24 protein-coding genes and 1 pseudogene are annotated in these 24192 nt (G+C 70.9%); 10 read left to right on the forward strand and 15 right to left on the reverse strand.

What is annotated here, in order from left to right; translation table 11 throughout:
- Positions 1-69: 69 nt before the first annotated feature.
- From P1K31_RS04820 to rbcL, 6 genes are all read left to right on the forward strand, one after another.
- A complete protein-coding gene (locus P1K31_RS04820) occupies positions 70-1962 on the forward strand; it encodes an alkaline phosphatase D family protein (protein WP_276305147.1) in 1893 nt (630 codons plus the stop codon).
- On the forward strand, positions 1959-3746 hold the full coding sequence (locus tag P1K31_RS04825) for a purple acid phosphatase family protein (RefSeq protein ID WP_276305148.1): 1788 nt from the start codon (positions 1959-1961) through the stop codon (positions 3744-3746). The genes P1K31_RS04820 and P1K31_RS04825 overlap by 4 nt, the downstream gene beginning before the upstream one ends.
- An 80-nt stretch (positions 3747-3826) precedes the next feature.
- Positions 3827-5221: a selenium-binding protein SBP56-related protein gene (locus tag P1K31_RS04830; RefSeq protein ID WP_276305149.1), complete on the forward strand. Its 1395-nt coding sequence runs from the start codon at positions 3827-3829 to the stop codon at positions 5219-5221.
- 209 nt (positions 5222-5430) lie between these two features.
- Entirely contained in the window at positions 5431-5751 is a 321-nt protein-coding gene (locus tag P1K31_RS04835; RefSeq protein WP_276305150.1) for a 2Fe-2S iron-sulfur cluster-binding protein, read from the forward strand.
- Positions 5752-5851: 100 nt separating this feature from the next.
- The gene (locus P1K31_RS04840) at positions 5852-6055 is read left to right on the forward strand and encodes a TOBE domain-containing protein (protein ID WP_276305151.1); all 204 of its coding nucleotides are present in this window, start codon (positions 5852-5854) and stop codon (positions 6053-6055) included.
- 101 nt (positions 6056-6156) lie between these two features.
- Positions 6157-7404, forward strand: coding sequence for a type III ribulose-bisphosphate carboxylase (gene rbcL, locus P1K31_RS04845; protein WP_276305152.1), 1248 nt, complete (start codon positions 6157-6159; stop codon positions 7402-7404).
- A 63-nt stretch (positions 7405-7467) separates the two neighbouring features.
- Here rbcL and P1K31_RS04850 read toward each other — a convergent pair whose 3' ends face one another.
- The 13 genes and pseudogenes from P1K31_RS04850 to P1K31_RS04910 all read right to left on the reverse strand — a co-directional run bounded on the left by P1K31_RS04850 (position 7468) and on the right by P1K31_RS04910 (position 17485).
- Entirely contained in the window at positions 7468-8361 is an 894-nt protein-coding gene (locus tag P1K31_RS04850; RefSeq protein WP_276305153.1) for an ATP-dependent ribose-1-phosphate kinase, read from the reverse strand.
- Between the two features lie 42 nt (positions 8362-8403).
- Positions 8404-9369, reverse strand: a complete 966-nt coding sequence (locus P1K31_RS04855) for a ribose 1,5-bisphosphate isomerase (protein WP_276305154.1) — start codon at positions 9367-9369, stop codon at positions 8404-8406.
- A gap of 89 nt (positions 9370-9458) precedes the next feature.
- Complete coding sequence (locus P1K31_RS04860) at positions 9459-10583, reverse strand: methionine synthase (protein ID WP_276305155.1); 1125 nt, start codon at positions 10581-10583, stop codon at positions 9459-9461.
- The gene (locus P1K31_RS04865; RefSeq protein WP_276305156.1) at positions 10580-11581 is read right to left on the reverse strand and encodes a 5-methyltetrahydropteroyltriglutamate--homocysteine methyltransferase; all 1002 of its coding nucleotides are present in this window, start codon (positions 11579-11581) and stop codon (positions 10580-10582) included. The genes P1K31_RS04860 and P1K31_RS04865 overlap by 4 nt, the downstream gene beginning before the upstream one ends.
- 96 nt (positions 11582-11677) lie before the next feature.
- Entirely contained in the window at positions 11678-12253 is a 576-nt protein-coding gene (locus tag P1K31_RS04870; RefSeq protein ID WP_276305157.1) for a HemK2/MTQ2 family protein methyltransferase, read from the reverse strand.
- Entirely contained in the window at positions 12250-13122 is an 873-nt protein-coding gene (locus P1K31_RS04875; RefSeq protein WP_276305158.1) for a 16S ribosomal RNA methyltransferase A, read from the reverse strand. Before P1K31_RS04875 ends, P1K31_RS04870 begins: the two co-directional genes overlap by 4 nt.
- 63 nt (positions 13123-13185) lie before the next feature.
- Positions 13186-13452 carry a hypothetical protein gene (locus tag P1K31_RS04880; RefSeq protein WP_276305159.1) on the reverse strand — a complete coding sequence of 89 codons (267 nt, stop codon included), beginning with the start codon at positions 13450-13452 and terminating at the stop codon, positions 13186-13188.
- Between the two features lie 92 nt (positions 13453-13544).
- Positions 13545-14976: pseudogene (sufB, locus tag P1K31_RS04885) on the reverse strand (Fe-S cluster assembly protein SufB).
- An 80-nt stretch (positions 14977-15056) separates the two neighbouring features.
- Positions 15057-15605 (reverse strand): DUF655 domain-containing protein, encoded by a 549-nt coding sequence (locus tag P1K31_RS04890; protein WP_276305160.1) that lies wholly within the window; start codon positions 15603-15605, stop codon positions 15057-15059.
- Between the two features lie 156 nt (positions 15606-15761).
- Positions 15762-16118: an RNA polymerase Rpb4 family protein gene (locus P1K31_RS04895; protein ID WP_276305161.1), complete on the reverse strand. Its 357-nt coding sequence runs from the start codon at positions 16116-16118 to the stop codon at positions 15762-15764.
- Positions 16119-16415 (reverse strand): 50S ribosomal protein L21e, encoded by a 297-nt coding sequence (locus P1K31_RS04900; protein WP_276305162.1) that lies wholly within the window; start codon positions 16413-16415, stop codon positions 16119-16121.
- Between the two features lie 622 nt (positions 16416-17037).
- Positions 17038-17304, reverse strand: coding sequence for an elongation factor 1-beta (locus P1K31_RS04905; protein ID WP_276305163.1), 267 nt, complete (start codon positions 17302-17304; stop codon positions 17038-17040).
- Positions 17305-17308: 4 nt separating this feature from the next.
- Positions 17309-17485, reverse strand: coding sequence for an HVO_2753 family zinc finger protein (locus P1K31_RS04910; protein WP_276305164.1), 177 nt, complete (start codon positions 17483-17485; stop codon positions 17309-17311).
- Positions 17486-17593: 108 nt separating this feature from the next.
- Between P1K31_RS04910 and P1K31_RS04915 the strand changes: the two genes are divergently transcribed.
- Positions 17594-18043 (forward strand): universal stress protein, encoded by a 450-nt coding sequence (locus P1K31_RS04915; RefSeq protein ID WP_276305772.1) that lies wholly within the window; start codon positions 17594-17596, stop codon positions 18041-18043.
- A gap of 3 nt (positions 18044-18046) precedes the next feature.
- Positions 18047-19108, forward strand: coding sequence for an RNA 3'-terminal phosphate cyclase (gene rtcA / locus P1K31_RS04920; protein ID WP_276305165.1), 1062 nt, complete (start codon positions 18047-18049; stop codon positions 19106-19108).
- Here the strand turns inward: rtcA and P1K31_RS04925 are convergent.
- Together P1K31_RS04925 and P1K31_RS04930 are read right to left on the reverse strand one after the other, a co-directional pair.
- Positions 19071-20459 (reverse strand): zinc ribbon domain-containing protein, encoded by a 1389-nt coding sequence (locus P1K31_RS04925; protein WP_368410881.1) that lies wholly within the window; start codon positions 20457-20459, stop codon positions 19071-19073. The genes rtcA and P1K31_RS04925 overlap by 38 nt on opposite strands.
- Positions 20459-21691, reverse strand: a complete 1233-nt coding sequence (locus tag P1K31_RS04930) for a thiolase domain-containing protein (protein WP_276305167.1) — start codon at positions 21689-21691, stop codon at positions 20459-20461. The genes P1K31_RS04925 and P1K31_RS04930 overlap by 1 nt, the downstream gene beginning before the upstream one ends.
- Positions 21692-21835: 144 nt before the next feature.
- Here P1K31_RS04930 and P1K31_RS04935 point away from each other — a divergent pair, with 144 nt between their 5' ends.
- Both P1K31_RS04935 and P1K31_RS04940 read left to right on the forward strand, forming a co-directional pair.
- Positions 21836-23050, forward strand: coding sequence for a putative manganese transporter (locus P1K31_RS04935; RefSeq protein ID WP_276305168.1), 1215 nt, complete (start codon positions 21836-21838; stop codon positions 23048-23050).
- Between the two features lie 88 nt (positions 23051-23138).
- On the forward strand, positions 23139-23966 hold the full coding sequence (locus tag P1K31_RS04940; protein ID WP_276305169.1) for an alpha/beta fold hydrolase: 828 nt from the start codon (positions 23139-23141) through the stop codon (positions 23964-23966).
- Positions 23967-24192: the final 226 nt, after the last annotated feature.

Raw genomic sequence — 24192 nt, forward strand, 5'->3', positions numbered from 1 at the left:
GGTATAGTGTCATAGTTCCCTTATTATTTGGGGAGAAATTATTACTCCCGGCGGTTCTCGACGCGGGGCATGGACACCGAGGCGGAGCGAGACGGACGGGCGAGGACCCGCTCGACGCGGCGGGCGGTGTTGCGCGCGGCGGGTGCGACGACGGTCGGCGGCGCGCTCGCGGCGCTCGTCGGCGAGGGGGCGGCCGCGACGGCCGTCGAGCCGACCCGACCGACGGGGCGCGAGCGGGACGCGTTCGCGGTCGAGCGAACGGACGGCGGGGCGGTCTTCCCCCAGTCGGTCGCGAGCGGCGGGCCGACGCCGAGCGGCGTCATCGCGTGGACGCGGCTCGCGCCGGCGGCGTACGAGCCCGGGACGCCGATGGCGGTCGAGGTGGCGACCGACGGGTCGTTCTCCGACGTGATCTACCGGGGCGTCGTCCCCGATTCGGCGGTCGGACCCGACGCCGACTACACGGTGAAGGCTGACCTCGACGGCGAACTCGTCGCGGATCGACACCTGTTCTACCGGTTCGTCTACGACGGCGTCGCCAGCCCCGTGGGACGGTGTCGGACGCTGCCCGAGCCGGACGCGAGTCCGGAGGAACTCCGGCTGGCCGTCTGTAGCTGCAACAACTACCTGCACGGCTACTTCGGCGCGTTCGCGCACGTCGCCGACGAGGAGGTGGACTACCTCCTCCACCTCGGGGACTTCCTCTACGAGTACGCGGGCGAGGGCAGACAGCCGGGGCGGGACGTCCGCCTGCCGAGCGGGGAGTCGGTGGCCCACGGGCTGGCCGACTTCCGGCACCTCCACCGGACGTACCGGAGCGACGAGCACCTCCGGCGGGCGCTCGAACGGCACACGCTGATCCACACGTGGGACGACCACGAGATCGTCAACAACCGGTGGTGGAACTACGAGGCGGACGCCCCGGAGACCGAGAGCCACCCCCGGGGCGACGACCCGGCGTTCATGCGCCGGCTCTACGTCGAGGGGATCAGGGCGCTCAGCGAGTACGTCCCGAACCGAATCCAGTACGAACCGGCGGGGGACGGGGACGAACTCGCGCCCGACGCGATCCAGGAGGACTTCCGGCTCTACCGGTCGATCCGCTTCGGCGACCTGGCGGAGCTGTTCGTCACCGACGAGCGGCTCTACCGGTCGCCGCCGCCCGAGGACGCCTTCGGTCGGCGCGACACGGGCGTCCCGCCGACCGACGCGACCGAGGACCCGGGCCGGACGATGCTCGGACGCGAGCAGCGCCAGTGGTTCGTGAACGGGCTCGTCGAGTCGCCGGCGACCTGGAAGCTGTGGGGTAACGAGGTGCTCAACGCGGCGCTCAAGACGACCAACGCGGGCGAGGCGTCGTTCTACCTCAACTACGACGCCTGGGACGGCTACGAGCACGAGCGGCGGCACGTGATGGGTCAGCTCCGGGGGGCCGACGTACGGAACGTCGTCGCGCTCACCGGCGACATGCACTCCTACGTCGCCTCCTACCTCCTCGAGGACTACGAGAGCGTCCGCCAGACGCTCCGCCTGCCCGAGCCCGACGAGCGCGTCGGCGTCGAGTTCATGGCCCCCGGCGTGACGAGCGACAACCTCGCCGCCGCCGGAAAGCTCCCCGCCGACGAGACGGAGGAGGCGGTCGACCTCGCCGTCCGGTCGCAGAACCCGTGGGTCGAGTGGTTCAACAGCAGCCGCTGGGGCTACTGCACGGTGACCGTGACCCCCGACGCGTGCCTGTACACCGCCTACGGGGTCGATCGGACGATCGACTCCGCCGACGCGCCGAAGACGCTCCTCGGGAGCTACCGCGTTCCGAGCGGCAGCGTCGAGTTGCGCGAGTACCGGCGGAACCGCCTCGACTCGCTCGTCGGCGACGCGTCGGGGGTCACCGGCGGGGACGGCGACGTCCCGCCGGACGGCCCGGACGCCTTCGGCAGCCCCGAGGGAGGTGACGGGCTGTGAGCGACGGGGGCTCGGGCGGCGGCGACGACGGGTTCGACCGCCGCGACCTCCTCCGGGGGGTCGCCACGGTCGCGGCGGGGAGCCTCGCGCCGGCGTTTCCCACGTCGGCGGGGGTGGCCAGGGGCGCGATCGGCGGCGCGCCGACCGGCGTACACGTCGCGTACGGCCCGGACCCGCAGCGCTCGGCCTCGGTCGGCTGGACGGCCGGCGGGACGTTCGACGCCCGCGTCGAGTACGGCGAGCGCGGCGGCGACCTCTCGGCGGCCGTCGAGGCGAACGCGACGGTCCTCCCGGGGGAGGACCTCGTCGCCTACGACGCGACGATCGAGGGACTGACGCCCGACACGGCGTACGACTACCGGGCCGTCGTCGGCGACGAACGGTCGGCGACCTTCGCGTTCCGGACGGCCCCCGAGGACGGGACCGACTTCCGGGTGTCGATGGTCGCGGACCACGGCATCGCGGACGACCGCAACCCCGCCCAGCGCGCGGACGACGACGGCCCCGTACGGATCGTCGACCGGGCGCGGGAGTTCGACCCGGCCTTCCACCTCGGCGTCGGCGACATCGCCTACGCCAACGGCTTTCCCTACACGTGGGACGAGTACTTCCGCGCCTTCGAGGACTTCTACGCGACGACCCCGTTCCTGACCGTCCCCGGTAACCACGAGAAGGAGCCCGGACAGGGGTTCGCCCAGTACGACGGGCGGCTCAACCGGCTCATGCCCTTCCGCGACCCCGGCCTGCCAGACCTCGGCTCGAAGCGGCGGTGGTACGACTTCCGGTACGGCAACGCGCTGTTCGTCGGGCTCAACACCTCCGCGGACGCCTGCGGCGACCTCGCCCGCGGCGAGGAGTTCCTCCCGTTTCAGGACACGCGCTGCTACACCGACGAGTCGTACCTCTACAACGAGCGACAGCGGGCGTACGTCGAGGAGACGCTCGAGGACGCCCGCGACGATCCTGCGGTAACGTGGACGGTCGTCTACTTTCACAGCAGCCTCTGGACCGACGGCGACCACGCCGCCCGGGAGGACCTCAGGGACCTCTGGGGGCCGCTGTTCGACGAGTACGGCGTCGATCTCGTGCTGGCGGGACACAACCACTCCTACGAGCGCTCGAAGCCGATCGTCGGCGAGACCGCGGGCGAGGTCGGGACGACGTACGTCGTGAACGGGACCGGCGGCTCGGGCCACTACGGCTTCCGGCACGACGAACCGCCCGAGTGGACGGCGTTTCGCGACAGCGACCGCTACGGGATCGTCCGGCTCTCGTTCTCGGAGCGCCGGATCGAGGGCGAGTACGTCGCGCTCGACGGGACCGTCGTGGACTCGTTCGCGCTCGCGAAGACGGCCGACGGGGAGCCGACGCAGCTCCGCCCGGGCGACGCGACGCGGGAACCGCTCGCCGTGGACGGGACGCGCAGCGACGACGGGAGCACGTGGCACGGCGGGCGGACGAACCGGATTCGACTCACCGCGAGCGCGGACCGGCCGATCCGCCTGCGCGACCGCGTTCCCGCCGAGTGGACCGTGACCGGGACCGGCGACAGCGGCCCCGAGTACGTCGACGCCGACGGCGCGCCGGACGGCTACCAGCACGTCTACTTCGACGTTCCCCCGACGTCAGACGCGGACGTCGTCTACTACGCCGAGGCACCCGAGGGACCGGGAGCGACCGGCGAGTACGAGTTCGGCCCGGCGCAGGCGCGCGAGGTGAACGGCTCGGGATGGGTCGACGTCGAGGGGACGGCCTCGACCGAGCGGGTCGTGGGGGCGCTGTAGCGCCGCGGCCGAGCGGAGTAACGGCAATACATGCCGGAAACACACCCCTCTCCCCCTCGTGCGCCAAACCCTGATCGACCATGAGCGATGCTGACAACCCTGCAACCGACGCCCACGAGCACCACCATCACCACCACGAGGGACCGGGGTACGTCACTCCGCAGGCGGCCATCGAGGAGTCGGAGCCGGAGGAGGTCGCCTACGTCATCGGACTGTACGTCGGCACGGACGTGGACGCGCCGGACTTCCTCGGGGTCGTGGACGTGGACCCCGACTCGTCGACCTACGGCGAGGTGATCGACCGCGTCGAGATGCCCAACAGGGGTGACGAACTCCACCACTTCGGCTGGAACGCCTGCTCGTCGTCCTGCCACGTCGAGGGGCTCGAACGCCAGCACCTGATCGTTCCCGGGCAGCGCTCCTCGCGCCTCCACGTCGTCGACACGAAGGACCGGCGGAACCCCGAACTCGTGAAGGTGATCGAGCCCGAGGAGGTGTTCGAGCACGACCTGAGCGCGCCACACACCGTCCACTGCATCCCCGACGGGAAGATCCTCATCAGCATGCTCGGCGACCGGAACGGCGAGTTGCCGGGGGGCTTCCTCGAACTCAACGACGACTTCGAGGTCGAGGGGCGCTGGGACGCCCCGGGTGAGATCGAGATGAACTACGACTACTGGTACCAGCCCCGGCACAACGTCATGATCTCCTCGGAGTGGGCCGCGCCGAAGACCTACTACCCCGGATTCGACCTGGAGGACGTGGAGGCGGGCAAGTACGGCCGGAAGCTCCACGTCTGGGACTGGGAGAACCGGACGGTCGAGCAGACCATCGACCTCGGCGAGGAGGGGATGATCCCACTCGAGGTGCGCTTTCTCCACTCGCCGGTCTCGACCCACGGGTACGTCGGCGCGGCGCTCTCCTCGAACGTGTTTCATTTCCACGAAGACCGCGGGGAGTGGCGCGCGGACAAGGTCATCGACGTCGAACCGCGCGAGCACGACGACTGGGACATGCCCGTCCCCGGCCTCGTGACCGACCTGCTGGTGTCGATGGACGACCGCTACCTGTTCTTCTCGAACTGGCTCCACGGCGACGTCCGCATGTACGACGTCTCGGACCCGGCGAACCCGCGGCTCGCCGATCAGATCTGGGCCGGCGGGCACTTCGGCCCGCGCCACCCCATCGAGGGCGAGCGCGCCGTCCACGGCGGCCCGCAGATGCTCCAGCTGAGCCTCGACGGCGAGCGCCTCTACTGGACCACGTCGCTCTACTCCACGTGGGACAACCAGTTCTACCCCGACGAGGGCGAGGAGGGGTCGGTGATGCTGAAGGCGGACGTGAACCCGCGAAAGGGGACGATGGAACTCGACCGGGACTTCCTGGTGGACTTCGGCGACATGCCGGCCGGTCCCGCCCGCGCCCACGAGATCCGCTGGCCCGACGGCGACTGCACGAGCGACGTCTGGCTGTGACGAGGAACTAATATCATCGTGCGATTCGGACTCGAACCGGGGGACGAGGGGAAGCCCTCGTGCTCTCCAGTCATGCGACCCACGCTGTGCTCCTCGACCCGCTCCCTCCGTTCGCGCGTCTGCGGTGCTTACGGGGTCGGACTTCCCGGAGAGCGCTCGCCCTTCCAGTCCGCCAGGACGTAGAACGGACAGCGCGCATCCACGAGGCCATGGAAACCTACCGTATCACGCTCGAATGGAACGACGGACGGACTGAGAGCATCGAGAGCGAACCCGACGAGACCGTGATCGAGGCGGCCGAGCGCGGGGGCGTCGGCCTCCCGTTCGGCTGTCTCACCGGCGCGTGCGCCACCTGCACCGCGCGGCTGCTCGACGGGCGGGTCGAGCACCGCCGGGAGCCGCGCGCGCTGAAGCCGCGCCACCGGGAGGACGGCTACGTCCTCGCGTGCGTCGCGGAACCGCGGAGCGACTGCCGGCTCCGCGTCGGCAGCGACGTCCACGGCGAACTCGTCTCGAACCCGTGGCGGTGACGGCGTGGGGACCACCCGCCGCTCACGTTCTCGCGTCTGGCACGGTCACCCGAGTAGCCGCGACCGCTTTTCACCGTCGCCCGCGTAGCTCCGCGCTGGCATGGCACTCAGCGCCCGAAACAGGCTGCGAGGAACCGTCCGGTCGATCACCACACAGGGGCCGATAGCGGAGGTCGTCGTCGACGTCGACGGGAACGAGGTGGCGGCGACGATCACCAGCGACTCGGTCGAGCGCCTCGGCATCGCGGAGGGCGACGAGGTGACGGCCGTCGTGAAGGCGAGCGACGTGATGATCGCGACCTGAGGGTCGCGCCCGCCGCGACCGCCGCGCCCACTGCATTCGCCGCGCCGCCGCGACCGAACCCCCTCTGAACTTTATAACCCCGCCCGACGAACTCACGGGGCATGCCGGGAATCACGTACGAGGACTTCCTCGACCTGGAGTACGACCCCGCGGATTCGGATCTCGTCTGCGCGTTCCGCGTCGAACCCGCCGCCGACATGTCGATGGAGGCGGCCGCGAGCCGCGTCGCCTCCGAGAGTTCGAACGGGACGTGGGCCGAGTTGCAGGTCGAAGGGTCGGTCACCGACCTCAGCGCCACGGCCTTCGCGATCGACGGCGACGAGATCCGCGTCGCCTATCCGGAGGAGCTGTTCGAGCCCGGCAGCATGGCGCAGGTGCTCTCCTGCATCGCGGGGAACATCATGGGGATGAAGGCGGTCGAGCGCATCCGCCTGCTCGACTGCGAGTGGCCCGAACCGCTCGCCACCTCCTTCCCGGGGCCGGGGTTCGGCACGAGCGTCCGCACGGAGATCTTCGACGCGCCCAACCGCCCGATCACGGCGACGGTCCCGAAGCCGAAGGTCGGCCTCTCCACCGAGCAGCACGCGGGGGTGGGCTACGACGCGTGGGTGGGCGGCATCGACCTCCTGAAGGACGACGAGAACCTCACCGACCAGTCGTTCAACCCGTTCCACGACCGGCTCACGGAGAGCCTCGACGCCCGCGACCGCGCCGAGGAGGAGACCGGCGAGCGAAAGAGCTACCTCGTGAACGTCACCGCCGACGCGAACACGATGCTCGAACGCGCCGACGCGGTCGCGGCGGCGGGCGGCGAGTACGTCATGGTCGACGTGATCACGACCGGGTGGGCCGCCGTCCAGACCGTCCGCGAACGCTGTGCGGAACTCGGCCTCGCCATCCACGCCCACCGCGCGATGCACGCCGCGTTCGACCGCGTCCCCAGCCACGGGGTCTCGATGCGCGTGCTCGCACAGATCGCCCGCCTCTGCGGAGCAGATCAGCTCCACACCGGCACCGCCGACCTCGGCAAACTGGAGAACGAGGACACGGTCGGGATCAACGAGTGGCTCTACGCGGACCTCTACGGCCTGAACGACGTGCTCCCGACGGCCTCCGGCGGTCTCCACCCCGGACTCGTCCCCGAGCTCATCGAGCGCTGCGGCACGAACATCTGCGTCCAGGCCGGCGGCGGCGTCCACGGCCACCCCGACGGCACGGCCGCCGGCGCGAAGGCCCTCCGGCAGTCGATCGACGCCACCGTAGAGGGGATCCCGCTGGAGGAGTACGCGGAGGACTACCCCGAACTCGCCGTGGCGATCGAGAAGTGGGGGACGGAGACGCCGCGGTAGGCGAACCGCGACGGGGCGACCGCGACCGTCGTGCCCGGGGAGGGCGGCGGGTCGCCCGCGAGTTCAGCCCGCCACGAGCGTCCGGACGTCGTCAGCCGAGAGGTCGGCGCGCGCGCCAGTGACCGTCGAGGCGAGCGCGCCACAGGCGTTCGCCGCCGCCAGCGCCCGCTCGTATCCCCGCCCGCCCTCGGGGAGGCCGCCGTCGCACGCCGCGAGGAACCCGGCGGCGAAGGCGTCGCCGGCCCCCGTCGTGTCGATCGGGGTGACGTCGTACCCCGGGTGGCGATAGCGGTCGCCGGCCGTCCGGACCCGCGCGCCGCCGGCCCCCTGGGTGACGACGAGGACGGTCGCGTCGAGCCAGCCCCTCGCGTCGCTCGAGAGCGCGTCGGCGAGCGCGTCCGCCTCGCGCTCGTTCAGGAAGACGACGTCGGCCCGTTCGAGCGTCGCCGAGTAGTCGCGCACGCAGAGTCGACGCCCGGGGTCGAAGCTGACCGTGGCGTCGGCTTCGCGGGCCCTGTCGGCGAGGCGAGCGGCTGTCTCGGGGCGCTGGCCCGTCAGGTGGAGGTGGTCGACCCGGCGTATCGCGCCCGGGGCGAGGTCGTCGGGCGCGAACGCCTCGTTCGCGCCGTCGCTGCCGAGGACCACCACCTCGCCGTCGCCGTCGACCACGAGGTACTTGACGGCGGTGGATCCGTCGGTCTCGACGAGGTGCCGGCAGTCCACGCCCGCGGTCTCGAGCTCCCGCCGGGCGAGACGGCCCGGGTCGTCGTCGCCCACGCTCCCGAAGAGCGCCGCGTCGACCCCGAGTCCGGCGAGCGCGCAGGCGACGTTGGCGGCGCTCCCGCCGCCCGCGCCGCGGCGCTGTTCGATGCGCGCTTCGCCGTCGCGCTCGGGGAGGTCGTCGACGCGAAGTGTCACGTCCCAGTTCACGTGACCGGCACAGAGAACGCGACGCATGCCCCGCAACTCCGACGCCCAGCGATAAAAACCTCACCCGAACTACGGCACGCCCGCGTCCAGCCACGGATCGCGGTGCTCCTCGCCGAACAGTTCCCGCATGAGCGTCACGACGCTCTCGGGAGGGAACTGACCGCTCTCGGTGACGATCGCGTCGACGTACCGCGGGGGCGTCACGTCGAACGCGGGGTTCGCGACCGCCACGTCGCCGATCCCGGCGCGCGCCTCGTCGTCGACGACCTCCCGCTCGTCGCGGGTCTCGATCTCGACCGTGTGGCCGGTCAGCGTCTCCGGGTGGAGCTTGATCGTCTGGGCGGCGACCACGACGGGGACGCCCCGCTCGCGGGCGTTCACCGCCAGGCCGCTCGTGCCGATCTTGTTGATGACGCTCCCGTCGGCGGCGATGGAGTCCGCGCCGACGAGGACGTGGTCGGCCTCGTCGAGGTAGTGGCGGGCGGCGCTGTCGACGATGAGCGTGACGGAGACGCCCAGTTCGGCGAGCGCGCGGGCCGTGATGTGGCCCTGCTGGCGCGGCCGCGTCTCCTTCACGAACGCCGACAGCTCCTTCCCTCCCTCGACCGCCGCCTCGACGCACGCGAGCGCGTCCGTCGAGTGACAGTGCGTCATGATCGTGTCGCCGTTCTGGAGGCGGTTCGCTCCGACGCGCCCGAGTTCCGACTGGGCGCGTTCGAGGCGCGCTTCGAACGCCGTCGTGCTCACGACGACGCTCTCGCGGAGCGCGGGGACGGAGTCCCCCTCCGTCCGACTCGCGACGTACCGGATGGCGTTCGGGAGGCTCACGGCGGTGGGGCGCGTCTCGCGGAGCCGTCGGGCCGCGGCCAGCAACTCCGCGCGGAAGGCCTCCGGCGTCTCGGCGTCGCTCGCCTCGGCCTGCGCGCGGAGGGCCGCCGCCGCGGTCGCGGCGATGGCCGCCGCACCGCGGATCTCCATCGAGGCGATGTCCTCGGCGGCCGTCTCGACAGCCGGGTGGAGGTCCTGGGAGTCCATGGTACGCGTTTGGCGAGCGCGAGGTAAAAACGAGCGGGCGGTCGGCGGTGGTGATCCGGAGGGAGAGGCGAGGAACCGACGCGCCCGACCTAGTCGGCCTTCGAGACCGCCTCGCCGATCTCGATCTCGCCCGCGTCGAGTTCGGCCTCGACCTCGCGGGTGGCCGTCACCATGTTCTCCATCTTGCCGTAGGCGACCTTGCGGGGCAGGAGCTTCAGCCCGCAGTCCGGCGAGACGGTGAGGCGCTCGGGAGGGACGACCTCGAACCCGCGCTTCACGTTCTCCTTGATCCGCGAGACCGGTTCGACCTCCGCGACATGCGCGTCCACGACGCCCAGCGCGAGGTCCTTCGTGAACTCGTGCTCGGAGAACACGTCGATCTGCTCGTAGTCGCCGTTGCACAGCTCGACGTCGAACTCGTGGATGGGGTAGTCGAGGATCTCGGGGTAGATGCGCGAGTAGTCGCCGTAGCAGACGTGCAGGCCGAGGCGCACGTCGTCGGGGATGCCGTCGGCGATGAGTTCCAGACACTCCCCCACGATGGCGTGGTCGTCGGGCGTCGTCGCGAGGGCGGGTTCGTCGATCTGGACGTACCGCGCGCCCGCCTCGACCAGCTTCTCGACCTCGAGGTTGACGAGTTCCGCGAGCGCGTAGGCGAGGGCCTCCCCGTCGTCGTAGTGCTCGTTGAACGACCAGTTAGCGAGCGTGTACGGGCCGGTGATGGGCACCTTCACGGGCCGACTGGCGACCTCGTTCGTGAACTCGAACTCCTCGACGAGCCAGGTCTCGTCGTACTCGACCGCGTCGACGACGCTCGGCTTGTCGAAGTAGTTGTGCCCCCACACCTTGACGGGGCCGTTGAACTCGTAGCCGGCGATGCGGTGGGCGAAGTACTCGACCATCTCGTTGCGCCGCATCTCGCCGTCGACGACCGCGTCGAGCCCCGCGCGCTCGTGTTCGAGCGTGATGAGCCGCGAGGCGTCGTCCTTCGCCTCCTGCCAGTTGCGCTCGTCGAAGTCCACGTCGACGTCGAAGCCCCCGCGGGGCTCGTCGCTCGCGCGGTCCGCGGCCGTCACGTCGAGGTCGCCGTGGTAGAGGTCGCGGGCGCGGTTCAGCCACTTGGGCTTGGGGTAGCTCCCGACGACCGTCGTCAGGATGAAGTGCTCGTTGGGGTGGTTCGGCGGTCGGAACTGCTCTCGCGTGTTCGTACTCATGCGGTCACCTCCTCCTCGGCGACGGCCGCGCCGAGGGCGTCGAGCTTCTCCTCGAAGCGGTTCACCGGCAGGTAGAACGTCTCGGTGTTCGGCAGCAGATAGGTCCGCTCGAACGACGCGCCGGGGGTGCTCTCCTCGACCCACTCGACGCGCTCGCGGATGAGGTCGGACGACTCCACCTTCGTGTTCTGCCCGTCGACGAACCCGAGGGCGACGTCGTCCGTGGTGCCGTACTCGTTGATGTTGTAGAGGTTCCGGTCGTGATCGTTCACGAAGTCGTAGCCCACGGCGTCGACGTCGGCGTCGAGCAGGTGCGCGTGGACCTTCTCCGTGAGCGCGCCGTAGAACGCGTGGACGATCACGTCCGCGTCGGTCGCGCCCGCGACGCGGTCGATAGCCTCGCTCGCGCGGGCGTCCGTCCCGTCGCCGGGCGCGTGCTCGACGAGCGACGGTTCGAGGAGGAGGAGCGTCTCGACCTCGGGGAACGCCTCTACCTCCCCGACGAGGAAGTCGGCCACGGCGTCGAGGAACGCCGCCTCGTCGCCGTAGTGCTCGTCCGTGGCGAGGTCGGCGAGCGAGTACGGCCCGGGGAGGACCGCCTGCAGCGCCTCGTCGCCCGCGAGCGCCGCGGTCTTCTCGAGGTCGGACGCGACGTCGCCACTGAACGAGAGGTCGCCGCGCACCACCGGCTCGCGGTAGAAGTTGTTGTTGTCGTAGTAGCGCACGATGCCCCGCGTCTCCACGTTCTCGTGGACGCACAGCGGGTGGGCGAGCATGTCGTCCCACCGCAGTTGGCCCTCCACGATGCGGTCGAGGCCCGCCGCCCGCTGGCGCTCTACCACCTCGGCTCGAACTCGGTCGTACTCCTCGACGATGTCGTCACCCTCGTCCCCCGATATCAGGTCGTCCTTCTGGTGACCCTTGAGGTCAGAGAGCGTCGACTTCGCGTGGTCGGGGAGCGGAAACAGCCCCGTCGTCGTCGCGATGCGCTCGGTCATCGGTCCGGGCTACGGCATCCCCGGTGATAATAATTACTCATTTGGTAAATGCGTGTGAGTAATTCCCCGAGGACTCGGATCGACGCCACCGGCGGGTCAGGTCGGGACCAGTTCGAGCACCACGAGCCGTTCGAACGGGAACGACTCCTCCGCGATCACCTCGCCGTCGAGGCCGCTCTCCCGGGCGGTCTCCCGGACGGCCTCGACGTCGGTGAGCGAACTGGCGAGCAGGAAGACGCGCCCGTCGGGGCGGAGGATGCGCCGCACGTCGGCCAGGAACGGGTCGATAACGCGCCGTCCGTCCGGACCGCCCGACAGCGCGCGCTCCATCCAGTCGTCCCACTCCGCCTCCGGGTCCGTCGGGAGGTACGGCGGGTTGAACAGCACCGCGTCGAACGCGCCGTCCCGGAACGGGTCGAGGAGGTTCGCGCGGACGACCGGAACGCCGCGCTCGCGCGCCTCGCGGACGGCGAGGGGGCTGACGTCCGCGCCGATCACCCGCGCGCCGGTCGCCGCCGCGACCGTCGCCGCGACGTACCCCGACCCCGTCCCCACGTCGAGGATCCGCTCGTCGCGGCCGAGCCGTCGCGCGGCCGCCCGCGCGAGGAGGTCCGAGTCCTCCGCGGGCTGGTAGACCTGCGCCCCGCCGCGCTCCTCGTAGAGGTCCGTCATTCCCGCTCCGCCGGGTCGCCCACCTCCCAGGCGAGCCGGGAGAGGTGCGCGAACTCCGCCGGCGTCACCTCGCCCGCGCGCTTCCCCATCAGCGCCTCGTCCGCGGCGGCGACGACCGCCTTCGGATCGTCAAGCTTCGAGATGTGGGCGGTGTTCCGGATCGCGTTGCGCATCGTCTTCCGGCGCTGGGTGAAGGCCGCCGTCACGAACCGCAGGAAGAACTCGTCGTCGGGTACGGCGTAGTCGGGATCGCGCGGGACGGCGCGCACGACGGCGCTCTCGACCGCCGGCGCGGGATCGAACGCCCCCCTGGGGACGGGTTCGACCACCGCCACGTCGGCGTAGTGGCCCGCCGTCACCGACAGGCGGCCGTACTCGGGCGTCCCCGGCTCGGCGGCCATCCGCTCCGCGAACTCCCGCTGGAACATGAGCACGAGCGGGGTCCCCGTCGGCAGGAGCCGGAACGCGATCTCCGAGGAGACGCCGTAGGGGAGGTTCGAGACGGACGCGGTGGCGTCGGCGGGGAGGTCCACGTCGAGCGCGTCGCCCTCGATCACGGTCAGCCGGCCCGCGTCGATCTCGCCGGCGAACTCCTCGCGGAGGAAGGCCGCCAACCGTGGGTCGCGCTCGACGGCCGTCACCCGATCCGCGACGGCGAGCAGCCGGTCGGTGAGCGCGCCCGTCCCGGCCCCGACCTCCAGCAGGTGACTCGCGTCGGTCCCCTCCGGGAGGTAGCCCGGCAGGCGGTCGAGCACGCGGTCGTCGACGAGGAAGTGCTGGTCACGGTTCGGGTCGCCGCGCAGGCCGGCGCGGGCGATCAGGGCGTCCGGGTCGCGCGCGCCCGTGCCGGCGCTCGCGGGGTCAGTCATTAGAGGGACTACGCTACGGACGTGGTAAACCGTTTGTCATCCGACGTTCGACCGCGGCACTCGCTACCTACCGACCCATCGATATAGAACGAGCGCGGAGACGGTGAGAAGCGAGATACCGGGGACGATCCACGCGAGGTCCAGCAGGGCAGTCACGGAAACGGAGACGACCCTCTCGGAGGTTCGATCCGTCGAGGGGTTCGGCGACCCCTCGGTACTCCCTCCCACACACCACCTCGCGATCAGGACGACGAGCGCGAGGGCGAGCCCACCCGCTACCGCGAGTGCGGCGACGCCGGCCAGTTCCGGGAACATTACGTACTTCTCCACGAGAGAATGTTCTATCTCGATGTATTTCAGTATCTCGTAGATATTCAGGAATTGAAGATCCCGTCTGTCGGCCGATCAACCGGTGGTCCCGATCACCCGAGGCTACCCTCCATCTCCAGTTCGATCAGGCGGTTGAGTTCGACCGCGTACTCGATCGGCAGCTCCTCCGTGATCGGCTCGATGAAGCCGGCGACGATCATCTGCTTGGCGTCGTCGTCGTCCAGTCCGCGCGACTGGAGGTAGAAGACGTCCTCGTCGCCGATCTTCCCGACGGTCGCCTCGTGGGCCACGTCCACGCGGCTCTCGTTGATCTCGATGTGCGGCATCGTGTCGGACTCGGACTCGTTGTCGAACATGAGCGCGTCGCACTCGACCGAGCAGGCCGCGTTCACCGCGCCGCGCGGGATGCGGACCAGCCCGCGGTAGTTGGTGCGCCCGCCGTCCTTCGAGATCGACTTCGAGACGATCGTGGACTTCGTGTTCGGGGCGTTGTGGTAGACCTTCGCGCCCGTGTCGATGTTCTGGCCCTCGCCCAGCGAAGGCGATCGTGATGTGGTTGTCGCTCGCGCCCGGCCCCTTGAGGATGGTCGCCGGGTAGAGCATCGTGGCCTTCGAGCCCATCGAGCCGGAGATCCACTCCATGCGGCCGTCCGCCTCCACGATGGCGCGCTTGGTGTTGAGGTTGTAGGTGCTCTTCGACCAGTTCTGGACGGTGGAGTACTGGACGTGTGCGCCCTCCTTGACGAACACCTCGACGCAGCCGGAGTGGAGGTTGAAGTGGCTGTACTTGGGTGCGGAGCAGCCCTCGATGTAGTGGACCTCGGAGTTGGCTTCGGCGATGATGAGGGTGTGTTCGAACTGGCCCATCCCCTCGGAGTTCATCCGGAAGTACGCCTGGATCGGCATCTCCACGGTGACGCCCTCCGGGACGTAGACGAAGCTCCCACCCGACCAGATCGCGCCGTGGAGGGCGGCGAACTTGTTGTCGCTCGGCGGAACGCACTTCGTCATGAAGTACTCCTCGACCAGGTCGGGGTGCTCGCGGACCGCGCGGTCCATGTCCATGAAGATCACCCCCTCGCTCTCCCACTCCGCGCGCATGTTCTGGTAGACGATCTCCGACTCGTACTGCGCGCCCACGCCGGACAGCGAGTTGCGCTCCGCCTCGGGGATACCCAGTTTGTCGAAGGTGTCCTTGATGTCATCCGGGAGGTCCTCCCAGCTGTCGACGCCCCCCCGCACCTCGACGTCCGGTCGGATGTACGGGACGATCTCGTCGACGTCGACCTCCGAGAGGTCGGGCTGGCCCGGCCAGCCGGTCGGCATCGGCATCTCGTGGAACTGCCGCAGCGCGCGCAGGCGGCGCTGCAACATCCACTCCGGCTCGGCCTTGTCCTCGCTTACGAGCCGTACCGTCTCCTCGGTCAGCCCCTTCTCGGACTTGAACGCGGCGCGCTGCTCCTTCTTGAACTCGAAGCGCGCCTCGGTGTCGGTTCGCCGCAGGTACTCTTCCTCGGAACTCATGGGAGTAGAGAGGTCATGGGTGGGGATGACCTAGCGCTGTACGATCTCCGTCACGTGCGGTGGAAGAAAGGCCCTCGGGCTCACCGAACGAACGAACGGTACTTCAGGTCTTCCTCGCGGATCTCCTCCATGATCCGCTCGACGAGGATCCCGCGGGGGTCGTGCAGCCCCTTGACCCGCTCGTCGAGTTCCTCGAAGCTCTCGAAGGGTTTGCGCTTTCGCTCCTCCAGGATCGAGTTGCGGAGTTTCTTCCCGATGCCCGGAAGCAGGTTCAACTGGTGGAGTCGGAGCGTGATGGGCTGGGCCTCGTTGTAGTGGTCCACGAAGCGCCGTTCGTCCTCGTCGACGATACCCTCGACCGCGTACTTGAGTTCGGAGCGACCCCCCCCGGAGAGGTCGTCGTAGTCGATCCCGCGGACGCTCTCGACGGCGTCGTCGGAGAGCGAGAACCGGTCGCCGATGGAGAGATCGGCCCCCTCGGCGAGCACGCACTCGTAGAGCCCGAAGTCGTCGACGCCGAGCGCGAGGGCGAGCGACGGCTTCTGGTACTGAGGGCGGTCGTCGTCTGCCCGCCCGTGAGGCAGATAGTCGAGGACGACGGCGACTGTGTCGCTGTCGGGGTCCGTCATAGGTACCAAGACGGGGAGCGCGTATTTAACTGAATTGCAGACGCGGATTCCGCGTCCGGCGTGAAGCGGGCTACCCACCGGGGTCGAGTCGGAGACGCGGCCGCTCGCGGTCGCAGAACGTCCGCGAGAAACGAAGGTAGGGGCGCTGACGGGGAGCTACGCGTACTTCGCGACCGCGTTGAGGATCTCGTCGAGTTCGTCGCCCGAGAGCGAGTAGCGCTGCTGGGCGAAGACGGCGCGAAGCTCGTCGCGGTTGCGCGGGAGCAGGTCCGCGATCTTGTGGGCCGTCTCGTCGTCGATCTTCTCGAACCCTTCGAGGTCCTCGACGAGCGCGCGGGAGTCCTCGGCGCTGAGTTCGGCGAAGCGGTTGACGTGCTCGATGGCGCGCGCCAGCTCGTAGCGCATCTCGCGGTCCTCGGCGAGGGCGCGCTCGCTCTCGATGTCCGACAGCAGCTCCTTCGCCTCGGAGACGGTGAGGTATTCCTCGTCCAGGATCTCCTTGAATATCGTCATCTATTCGTTCCGCTGTCGGCGGAGGTGCGCGGGGCGGGCGATGAGCGTCTTGCGCTTGCCGCCGTCGTTGATCTCCACCTTGAACGCGCGCCCCTGCTCGCCGACGACTTCCCCGGTGTGACCGTTGAACCGCGGGTGGAAGCGCCCCTCGGGGACGCTCGGGTCGATCTTCAGGTGGACCTTCTCGCCCACCTCGTACTGCTGGATGGCGCGCTGGGGCGGGGACGTCCCGCGCTCGCGCGGATCATTCGACAGCTTCTCTCGGGTTCCGTGAAGAGGGCCCTTGGAACTCGGCATTTGCCGTACCTTTCCCGGTCAGCGTTATAAAAGGTGCGTTCCACGCCCGCCCCGGGAACCGTCGACGCGGCAACGGCCCGCGGGAACGACGCCCGCCAGTCGTGAGCGACTCGCCGCCACCCGTGCCTTCGTTCGAGGACTACCGTTCGAATCGAACACGTGACACGAGATGGTACGGCGGAGCGTTCTCAGAGCGGGCGGTGCGGTCCTCACCGGCGCGGTCGTCGGACTGGCCGGCCGCGCCGGTCCCGCGGGCGGTGGCGACGAGGACGAAACCGGCGGCAACGCGCCGAACGCCACGGGCGGCGGCGCGGGCGAGCAGATCCGCCTGGGCGGCGATACCGCGGGCTGGGTCGGCCGGGCCCCGGCGAGCATCGAGGGCGGACGAACCCCACGCTCACCCTCGCTCCCGGTTACCACCCACGGAATCGTCCGGGAGAACCTCGACGGCGTCGAGCACGAACCTACCGTCGAGGACTCGAGCGGCGAGTACCACCCCGAGTCGATGCGCGGGGAGGTGCAGACCGGGTGCTCTGGGCGTACCGCGGACGATGATCCGTCTCCGGGGGTTCGGATCGCGGATCGACCGCGACGGTCGGGAGAAAGCGAACGGTTCGGACGTTCAGATGCGGCCGACTTCGTCCACGGCGACGCTCTCGACGCCGTCGACGTCGGAGAAGGCCTCCTCGATGGCCTCCGTACCGCCCGCGTCGTCGGGGACGATGACCGTCGGCATGAGCGCGATGAGGCCGAACGCGACGTTCTCGCGGTCGACCCGGTTGATCTTCGCGCCCTCGGGAAGCGAGTTCTCCAGGCGATCCTGGAGGTCGTCGAGGTCGACGTCGGGGCTCTGCGGCATGACTTTCATTCGGGCTGCGACTTTTCCCATGGTGTTACGGACCGGTGAACCCGCACTGGGGACACTCGTAGAGGTTGCTCTGCTTGCGGCACTTCGAGCAGCGATAGATCTGGCGACCACAGTCGGGACAGTTGAACGCGGCGGCGTTCGTCCCGGAGATGTTGATCCCGCACGAGACGCACTTGCGCGCCCCGCGCTGTTCTGCGCTCATACACGGTGTGAGCGGGCGGCGACGTAAAATAGTTGTTAAAGCCGCCCGGGGGGTGACCGCGGCGGTACCGTCATTGCCCGCACGAACGTAGGGCGAACGGTGACAGCCATGCAGTTCATCGTCGCAACCGACGGCTCGGAGCAGAGCGAGCGAGCGCTCGAGTACGCCCTTGATCTCGCCGCGACGACCGACGCGGCGGTCGCGGTCGTCTACGCCGTTGATCCGGCGGTCCGCGAGTACGCCGCCGACGCGCCGGTGGCGAGCTTCGCCGACGCGGAGAACCACCTCGTCATCGAGGACGAGGGCGACGCCGAGGCCCGCGGCGAGTACGTCCTCGGGCGGGCGCGCGAGTACGCCCGCGAGCGGGGGCTCGACGTCGAGACGGAACTGCTCTACGGCGATCCCGTCGAGTCCGTCACCGAGCTCGCCTCGCGACGGGACGCCGACGCGATATTCGTCGGCCACCGCGGCATGACACCGCAGTACGAGGGACTCGTCGGCAGCGTCGCGGCGGGCCTCGTCGAGCGGGCGACCGTCCCGGTGACCGTCGTGCGGTGAGCGATGGGCGCGATCGAGATCGACGGCGCGGCGGGGGGCGGACAGGTCCTGCGAACTGCGCTCTCGCTCGCGGCCGTGACCGGACGGCGCGTCCGCGTCGACGACGTGCGTGGCGCGCGACCGAACCCGGGGCTGCGCCCCCAGCACCTCGCCGCGGTGGACCTCGTCGCCGCCGCCTGCGAGGCCGACGTCGAGGGGGCGGAACCCGACTCGCGGACGGTGACGTTCGCGCCGGGGGCGGTTCGCGGCGGCGACCTCGCGCGCGACGTGGGGACCGCGGGCAGCGTCGCGCTGGTGTTCGACGCCCTCCTGCCGCTCGCCGCGGCCCTCGACACCCCCCTGTCCGTCGAGGCGACCGGCGGGACGGACGTGGCGTGGTCGCCGCCGATCGAGTACCCCCGCCGGGTGAAGATCCCCCTCCTCCGGGGGTACGGCCTCGACGCGTCGGTCGACTGCGAGCGGACCGGCTTCTATCCGGCGGGCGGCGGGCGGGCGACGCTCGAACTCCGCCCCTCGACGCTCGCGCCGCTTCGCCTCACCGAGCGCGGGTCGCTCCGCCGGGTCGCGGTGTACTCGAAGGCGTCGGCGTCGCTCGAGGACGCCGAGGTCGCGGACAGGCAGGCGGCCGCCGCGGTCGATACCCTCGACGCGGCGGGTCGTCCGGTCGAGGTCGACCGCGTCGAGTACGTCGCGTCGGACTGCCCGGGGTCCTCGATCCTCCTCGTCGGCGAGTACGAGCGGACGAGGGTCGGCGCGAGCGCGCTCGGCGAGCGGGGGAAGCCCTCGGAGGCGGTCGCGGCGGACGCGGCGTCGGCGTTCGAGGCGCTCCACGACGCGGGTGCGGTGATGGATCCGCACCTCGCGGATCAGGCGCTCGTCGCGCTCGCCCTCTCGGGCGGCGAACTGGCGATCCCGCACGTCACCGGCCACGTCCGGACCAACCTCGCCGCGATCCGGGCCTTCGGCTGCGATGCGACGCTCGACGAGCGCCCGGACGGAACCGCCCGCGTCCGCGTGGAGGCACCGCTCACTCCGCGCGGCGGAACTTCGCCCCGTAGCGGGTGACCCCCTCCTGCGTGTAGATCCGACGGATCGTCGCCCGGACCGCGTCGCCGACCGCCGCCTCGCCGACGAGTTGTGCCGGGAGGCTGGTCGTCTCACCGTCGACCTCGAAGCGGACGATGGCGACGCCGAACGCGCCCGATCGGGCCTGCTGTTCGGCGAACTCCGGCGGCGCGCCGCCGCGCCCGATGCGCGTCACCGCCTCGATCACCCCCTCGCGGGGGAGTTCGACGGGTTCGTACTCGACCAGCGAACCGCACTCCGAGCAGGCACCCTCGGGCGGGAACGCGAGCGCGCCGCACTCCGGGCAGCGCCCGGCGACGAGGCGGTGGCGCTGGGGGATCGAGCGCCGCCACGTCGGCACCGAGACGTACGCCGCGCCCGTCCCCGGCCCCTCGCCCGTGATCTCGCCGCGCAGGCGGAGCGCCCGCGCGTAGGACACCTCCTCGCCCCCGTCGAGCGCGAGATCGGCCGGCACCTCGCCGTCGACCTCGATCCGGAGCACGTCCGCGCCCGCGCCGCTGCCGAACGCCGCCGCGACGATCGTCCCGTGTCCCGCTTCGAGCGCCCGAGCGAGCGAGAGCGGGACGCTCGCCGCGCCCGTGTCACCGAGTTCGTGGACGGTCGCGCAGGCGCTCACGGCCCCGGCCTCGACGCCGAGCGCGCCCGCCGCGCGGTAGGGGAGCTTCCCGTCGGGGGCCTGCACCGCGACCGCGGTCGCGTCCTCGGTCTCGACGCCCTCGGCGGCCCCCGCCAGCGTCTCGGTGAACGCCCGTCGGTCGTAGCTCGTCACCCCGAGTCCGGAGAGCGCCTCGTCGCCGGTCCGCCGGAAGCGCGTCCCCGGGTAGGGCGTCGCGTACTCCCCCGACGCGACCGCACGGGCCGCGCCGTCGGGCGCGCAGAGCAGGGCGACCGCGCCCGCGCCGGCCGCCTGCCCGAAGGCGTCGCCCGGTTCGCCCCGCGGCGCGTCGCTGGCGACCACGAGCGCTGTCGCGTCGGCTGGCGCACAGAGCAGGGCGCGGGTGGCGGCGCGCGTGCTCCCCGCGTGGACCTGTAGCGTCGCGCGCTCGCCCACGCCGAGCATCGAGGCGAGCCGGGGGGTGAGCTCCTCCTCCGCCAGCGGCGGGGTGGTCGTCGCGAGCGCGAGGTACTCGACCGCGTCGTCGCCGACGCCGGCGGCGTCGAGCGCGCGCCGGGCCGCCGCCGCGGCCATCGTCAGCGCGTCCTCGTCGGCGTCGGGGACCGCCACCGACTCGACGCCGCCGGCGTCCATCCGGCCCCACGCCTCGCTGATCTCCCCGGCGGGGAGGCGGAACTCCGGCGCGTACGCGCCGACGGCGCGGATCGCTCGGATCACGCCGCACCACCCCCGTTCTCGCTCCCCCGCGCTCCCCGGTCACTCGGCCCTCCCGAGGAACCCCCCTCCTCGCGTTCGAAGACGTGGACGACGGCCGCGCCGCCGCTGCCGCCGACGTTGTGGGTGAGCCCGATCCGCGGGTCGTCGAGTTGTCGCCCGCCGGCCGCCCCCGAGAGCTGCTTGAACGCCTCGACGACCTGTCCCGCGCCGGTCGCGCCGATGGGGTGACCCTTCGACTTCAGGCCCCCGGAGGTGTTGACGGGGAGCTCGCCGTCGATGGCGGTCGCGCCGGAGGCGACGAACTCGCCGGCCTCGCCCGGTTCGCACAGCCCGAGGTCCTCGTAGGCCATGAGCTCGGCGATGGCGAAGCAGTCGTGGACCTCCGCGAAGTCGAGGTCCTCGGGTGCGACGCCGGCCATCGCGTAGGCCCGCTGTGCGGCCTCCCGCGAGGCCGGAACGGACGTGTAGGTGTCGCGCTGGAACAGCCCCACCGCGTCGCTCGCGGCCCCGACGCCCGCCACCCGGATGCGGTCGTCGGTGAACTCCTCGACGACGTCCTCGCTGGCGAGGAGGACGCACGCCGCGCCGTCCGTGGTCGGACAGCAGTGATAGAGCGTGAGGGGGTCGGCGACGGTGGGGGCGCTCATCGCGTCCTCCAGCGAGCACTCGAACCCGAGCTGGGCGTGGGGGTTCTTCGCGCCGTTCGCGTGGTTCTTCACCGCGACGTGCGAGAGGTGTTCGGCCGTCGTCCCGTGCTCGTCCATGTGCGCGCTCGCCATCTGCGCGTAGACGCCCGCGAACGTCGTCCCCGAGAGGCGCTCCCACTCGGTCTCGCCCGAGACGCCGAGCCAGAACCTGACGGCGTCGCCCGAGACGTCGGTCATCACCTCGACGCCGCCCGCGAGGACCACGTCGGCCATGCCCGCCTTGATCGCCGTGACCGCCTGCCGGACCGCGTAGCCGCTCGCGGCGCAGGCGTTCTCGACCCGCGTGCAGGGGACGCCGTCCAGGCCGACGTGCTCCGTCACGGCCGGTCCCGGGAGCCCGAGCTGTCGCCCGCCGACGCCCAGGGTCCCGACGTACGCCTCGTCTATCTCCGCCGCCTCGATCCCGTTCGGGACGCTGTCGTGCGCGGCCCCGTACGCCGTCGCGAACAGCGACCGATAGCTCTCGTCCGGAAACGAGCCGAAGTCCGACTGGCCCGCGCCGATGAGGTACGCTTCCGTCATGGCTCCCCCTTCGTGCGAGCCGTTATGACGGTACGGGTCGACCGTCGATCCTATCGTCGGATCGTACGGTTCCGCCAACTATTTGGACGGTGGTGCTAAATACATTTTTAGAGATGTCTAATCCGTGGTCTGGCGGTGATCCCGATGCTTGACGTCGTCGTCGATATCTTCGTCGCCTCCGTGCGCGACGGCTTCGTGCAGGTCAGCGCGTTCGTCGCGGTCACCGTGTTGCTGTTCAGCTACGTGCAGTACAAGACGGACGGGCGGCTCATCCAGAAGCTCCGCGAGCACGAGCGCGCCCAGCCGTTCGTCGGGGCGCTCATGGGGCTCACCCCCGGCTGCGGCGGGGCGATCGTGATGATGCCGCTCTACGTCCGCGGCACCGTGAGCTTCGGCACCGTCGTGGCGACGCTCATCGCCACCGCGGGCGACTCGGCGTTCGTCATCCTCGCGCTCGCGCCCGAGGCGGGGCTGTACGCCTACGCCATCGCCTTCGTCTCCGCCGTCGTCTTCGGCTACGCCGTCGACACGGTCGGCCTCGGCGTCGGCCGCGTCGACCGCGCCGTCGGGCGGCTCGAGACGGCCGTCACCGACGGCGGCGCGGTCGCCAACGGCGGGCTCCCGACGCCGGGGGGGAGCCAGGTCCACCACTACGAGGCCGCGGAGTGCTGCGAGGTGGACGCCCCGACGGGCGAGTCGCCCCTCCTGACGCGCCTGAGCGAACTCGCGCTCGGCCTCTGGTGGATCGCCGCGGTCGGCGCGCTCGTCGCGGGCGTGCTCTACCTCGCTCGTGGTGCCCCGGACGTGCCGATCCGCCTCGGCCTCGACTACGCCGGGGCGTTCACCGTCTTCGGCGTCGCCGGCACCGCCCTGTCGTTCTACCTCTACTTCGTCGGGCGGCGCTACGTCGGCCACGGGCACGTCGGCCGCGGACGGGACACGTTCGCCAACGTGACCGAGACGCTCACCCACGCGGCGATGGAGACCTCCTTCGTCACGGTATGGGTGCTCGCGGCGTACCTGCTGTATGAGTACCCCGTCGCGCTGCTGAACCTCGACGTGGCCGCCATCGCGGCCGCCGCGGGGCTGCTCGCGCCGATCGCGGGCGCGGCCCTCGGCCTCATCCCCGGCTGCGGCCCTCAGATCGTCCTCGCGACGGCGTACGCCGAGGGCGCGATCCCGTTCTCCGCGCTCACCGCGAACGCCATCAGCCAGGACGGCGACGCGCTGTTCCCGCTCATCGCCATCGACAAGAAGGCCGCCGTCGTCGCCAGCATCTACACGACGATCCCGGCGCTGCTCGTCGGCGTCGGCCTCCACGCCCTGTTCGGCCCGATGTTCGGCTTCGGCGTGCTCTGATCCGAGCGGCGGCGGTTCGGGCGGCGCACGGGCGTCGAAACGCCGGCAGCGCACTTTTCTACCGCTCGCCCGTCACGTCCGGTAGCGAATGCTCGACGTGCGCCTCGGCGAACTGCGCGATCACCCGTTCGTCCACGTCGGCCCGCCGGCCGAGACGAGCGCCGCGCCGCCGCTCGTCGTCGTCACGGGCCTCAACGACCCCCTGCTCCGCGTGACGGACGCCCTCTGGTTCGCGGGGGCCGTCGCCGCCTTTGGCGCGCGCCTCCGCCGACGGGGCTACCCGGGGCCGATCTACGCGCTCAGCCGACCCGCGGGCCTGCCGGCGAGGACGACGACGCGCGACATGGCGGACGCCCTCGCCGACGCGCTCGGCGAGGGCGACCTCGCCCCGGCGAACCTCCTCGGGCTCTCGATGGGCGGGTTCGTCGTCCAGCACCTCGCCGCCGACCGGCCGGACCTCGCGGCGCGCGTCGTCCTCGGGCTCGCGGCCGCCCGCCTGAGCGACCGCGGACGCGCGACGGTCGAGCGGTGGCGCGACTGGGCCGCCGCGGGCGAGTGGGGGCGCGTCTACCGCGCTGGCGTCGACGCCGTGGCCGTCGGCGCGCGCCGCCGCCTGCTGCGCGCGGCGACCTACCCCTACGACCTGCTCTCACAGATCCCGCCGACCGCGATCGACTTCGACGTCTCGGCGCGGGCGTGCCTCGCGCACGACGCGCGCGACCGCCTCCACGAGATCGACGCGCCGACGCTCGTCGTCGGCGGGACGCGCGACCCCTTCTTCGCCGAGCGGGCGTTCCGCCGGACCGCGGACGCCCTCCCCGACGGCGCGTTCGAGCGCCTCGACGGGCTGGGACACGAGGTGGTCGTCAGTAGGGGGAGACGGTTCGACCGGCCCGTGCTCGATCACCTCCGGTGACGCGTCGGCCGAGAAGACGTGTTCCCGATCCCGCCACCGGTACCCGGTCGCGCACCGAATACGCCCGGCGGGTATCGGAGTGCGCCCCCCTTCCCGGCCCCTCGCGAATCCGCGTTCGACGTTTCTCCGAGTACGCCCGTGTGTCGCACGAGCACCCCCGCTATCTCTCCACACGCTGCTCGACCGCCTCGACGAGACGGCGACCTGCGTGCTACAGTATGGAACC

Origin of the sequence: Halomarina halobia (genome assembly GCF_029338575.1) — an archaeon.
In the GTDB taxonomy this organism is placed as follows: Archaea; Halobacteriota; Halobacteria; order Halobacteriales; family Haloarculaceae; genus Halomarina; species Halomarina halobia.

Coding starts and splice junctions, on each gene's coding strand:
- P1K31_RS04850 (WP_276305153.1), bottom strand. CDS start 8,361: ATGCGTCGCGTTCTCTGTGCCGGTCACGTGAACTGGGACGTGACACTT.
- P1K31_RS04900 (WP_276305162.1), bottom strand. CDS start 16,415: ATGCCGAGTTCCAAGGGCCCTCTTCACGGAACCCGAGAGAAGCTGTCG.
- P1K31_RS04910 (WP_276305164.1), bottom strand. CDS start 17,485: ATGAGCGCAGAACAGCGCGGGGCGCGCAAGTGCGTCTCGTGCGGGATC.
- rbcL (WP_276305152.1), top strand. CDS start 6,157: ATGCCGGGAATCACGTACGAGGACTTCCTCGACCTGGAGTACGACCCC.
- P1K31_RS04860 (WP_276305155.1), bottom strand. CDS start 10,583: ATGAGTACGAACACGCGAGAGCAGTTCCGACCGCCGAACCACCCCAAC.
- P1K31_RS04890 (WP_276305160.1), bottom strand. CDS start 15,605: ATGACGGACCCCGACAGCGACACAGTCGCCGTCGTCCTCGACTATCTG.
- P1K31_RS04875 (WP_276305158.1), bottom strand. CDS start 13,122: ATGACTGACCCCGCGAGCGCCGGCACGGGCGCGCGCGACCCGGACGCC.
- P1K31_RS04940 (WP_276305169.1), top strand. CDS start 23,139: ATGCTCGACGTGCGCCTCGGCGAACTGCGCGATCACCCGTTCGTCCAC.
- rtcA (WP_276305165.1), top strand. CDS start 18,047: ATGGGCGCGATCGAGATCGACGGCGCGGCGGGGGGCGGACAGGTCCTG.
- P1K31_RS04895 (WP_276305161.1), bottom strand. CDS start 16,118: ATGACGATATTCAAGGAGATCCTGGACGAGGAATACCTCACCGTCTCC.
- P1K31_RS04820 (WP_276305147.1), top strand. CDS start 70: ATGGACACCGAGGCGGAGCGAGACGGACGGGCGAGGACCCGCTCGACG.
- P1K31_RS04835 (WP_276305150.1), top strand. CDS start 5,431: ATGGAAACCTACCGTATCACGCTCGAATGGAACGACGGACGGACTGAG.
- P1K31_RS04915 (WP_276305772.1), top strand. CDS start 17,594: ATGCAGTTCATCGTCGCAACCGACGGCTCGGAGCAGAGCGAGCGAGCG.
- P1K31_RS04870 (WP_276305157.1), bottom strand. CDS start 12,253: ATGACGGACCTCTACGAGGAGCGCGGCGGGGCGCAGGTCTACCAGCCC.
- P1K31_RS04935 (WP_276305168.1), top strand. CDS start 21,836: ATGCTTGACGTCGTCGTCGATATCTTCGTCGCCTCCGTGCGCGACGGC.
- P1K31_RS04830 (WP_276305149.1), top strand. CDS start 3,827: ATGAGCGATGCTGACAACCCTGCAACCGACGCCCACGAGCACCACCAT.
- P1K31_RS04905 (WP_276305163.1), bottom strand. CDS start 17,304: ATGGGAAAAGTCGCAGCCCGAATGAAAGTCATGCCGCAGAGCCCCGAC.
- P1K31_RS04855 (WP_276305154.1), bottom strand. CDS start 9,369: ATGGACTCCCAGGACCTCCACCCGGCTGTCGAGACGGCCGCCGAGGAC.
- P1K31_RS04840 (WP_276305151.1), top strand. CDS start 5,852: ATGGCACTCAGCGCCCGAAACAGGCTGCGAGGAACCGTCCGGTCGATC.
- P1K31_RS04865 (WP_276305156.1), bottom strand. CDS start 11,581: ATGACCGAGCGCATCGCGACGACGACGGGGCTGTTTCCGCTCCCCGAC.
- P1K31_RS04930 (WP_276305167.1), bottom strand. CDS start 21,691: ATGACGGAAGCGTACCTCATCGGCGCGGGCCAGTCGGACTTCGGCTCG.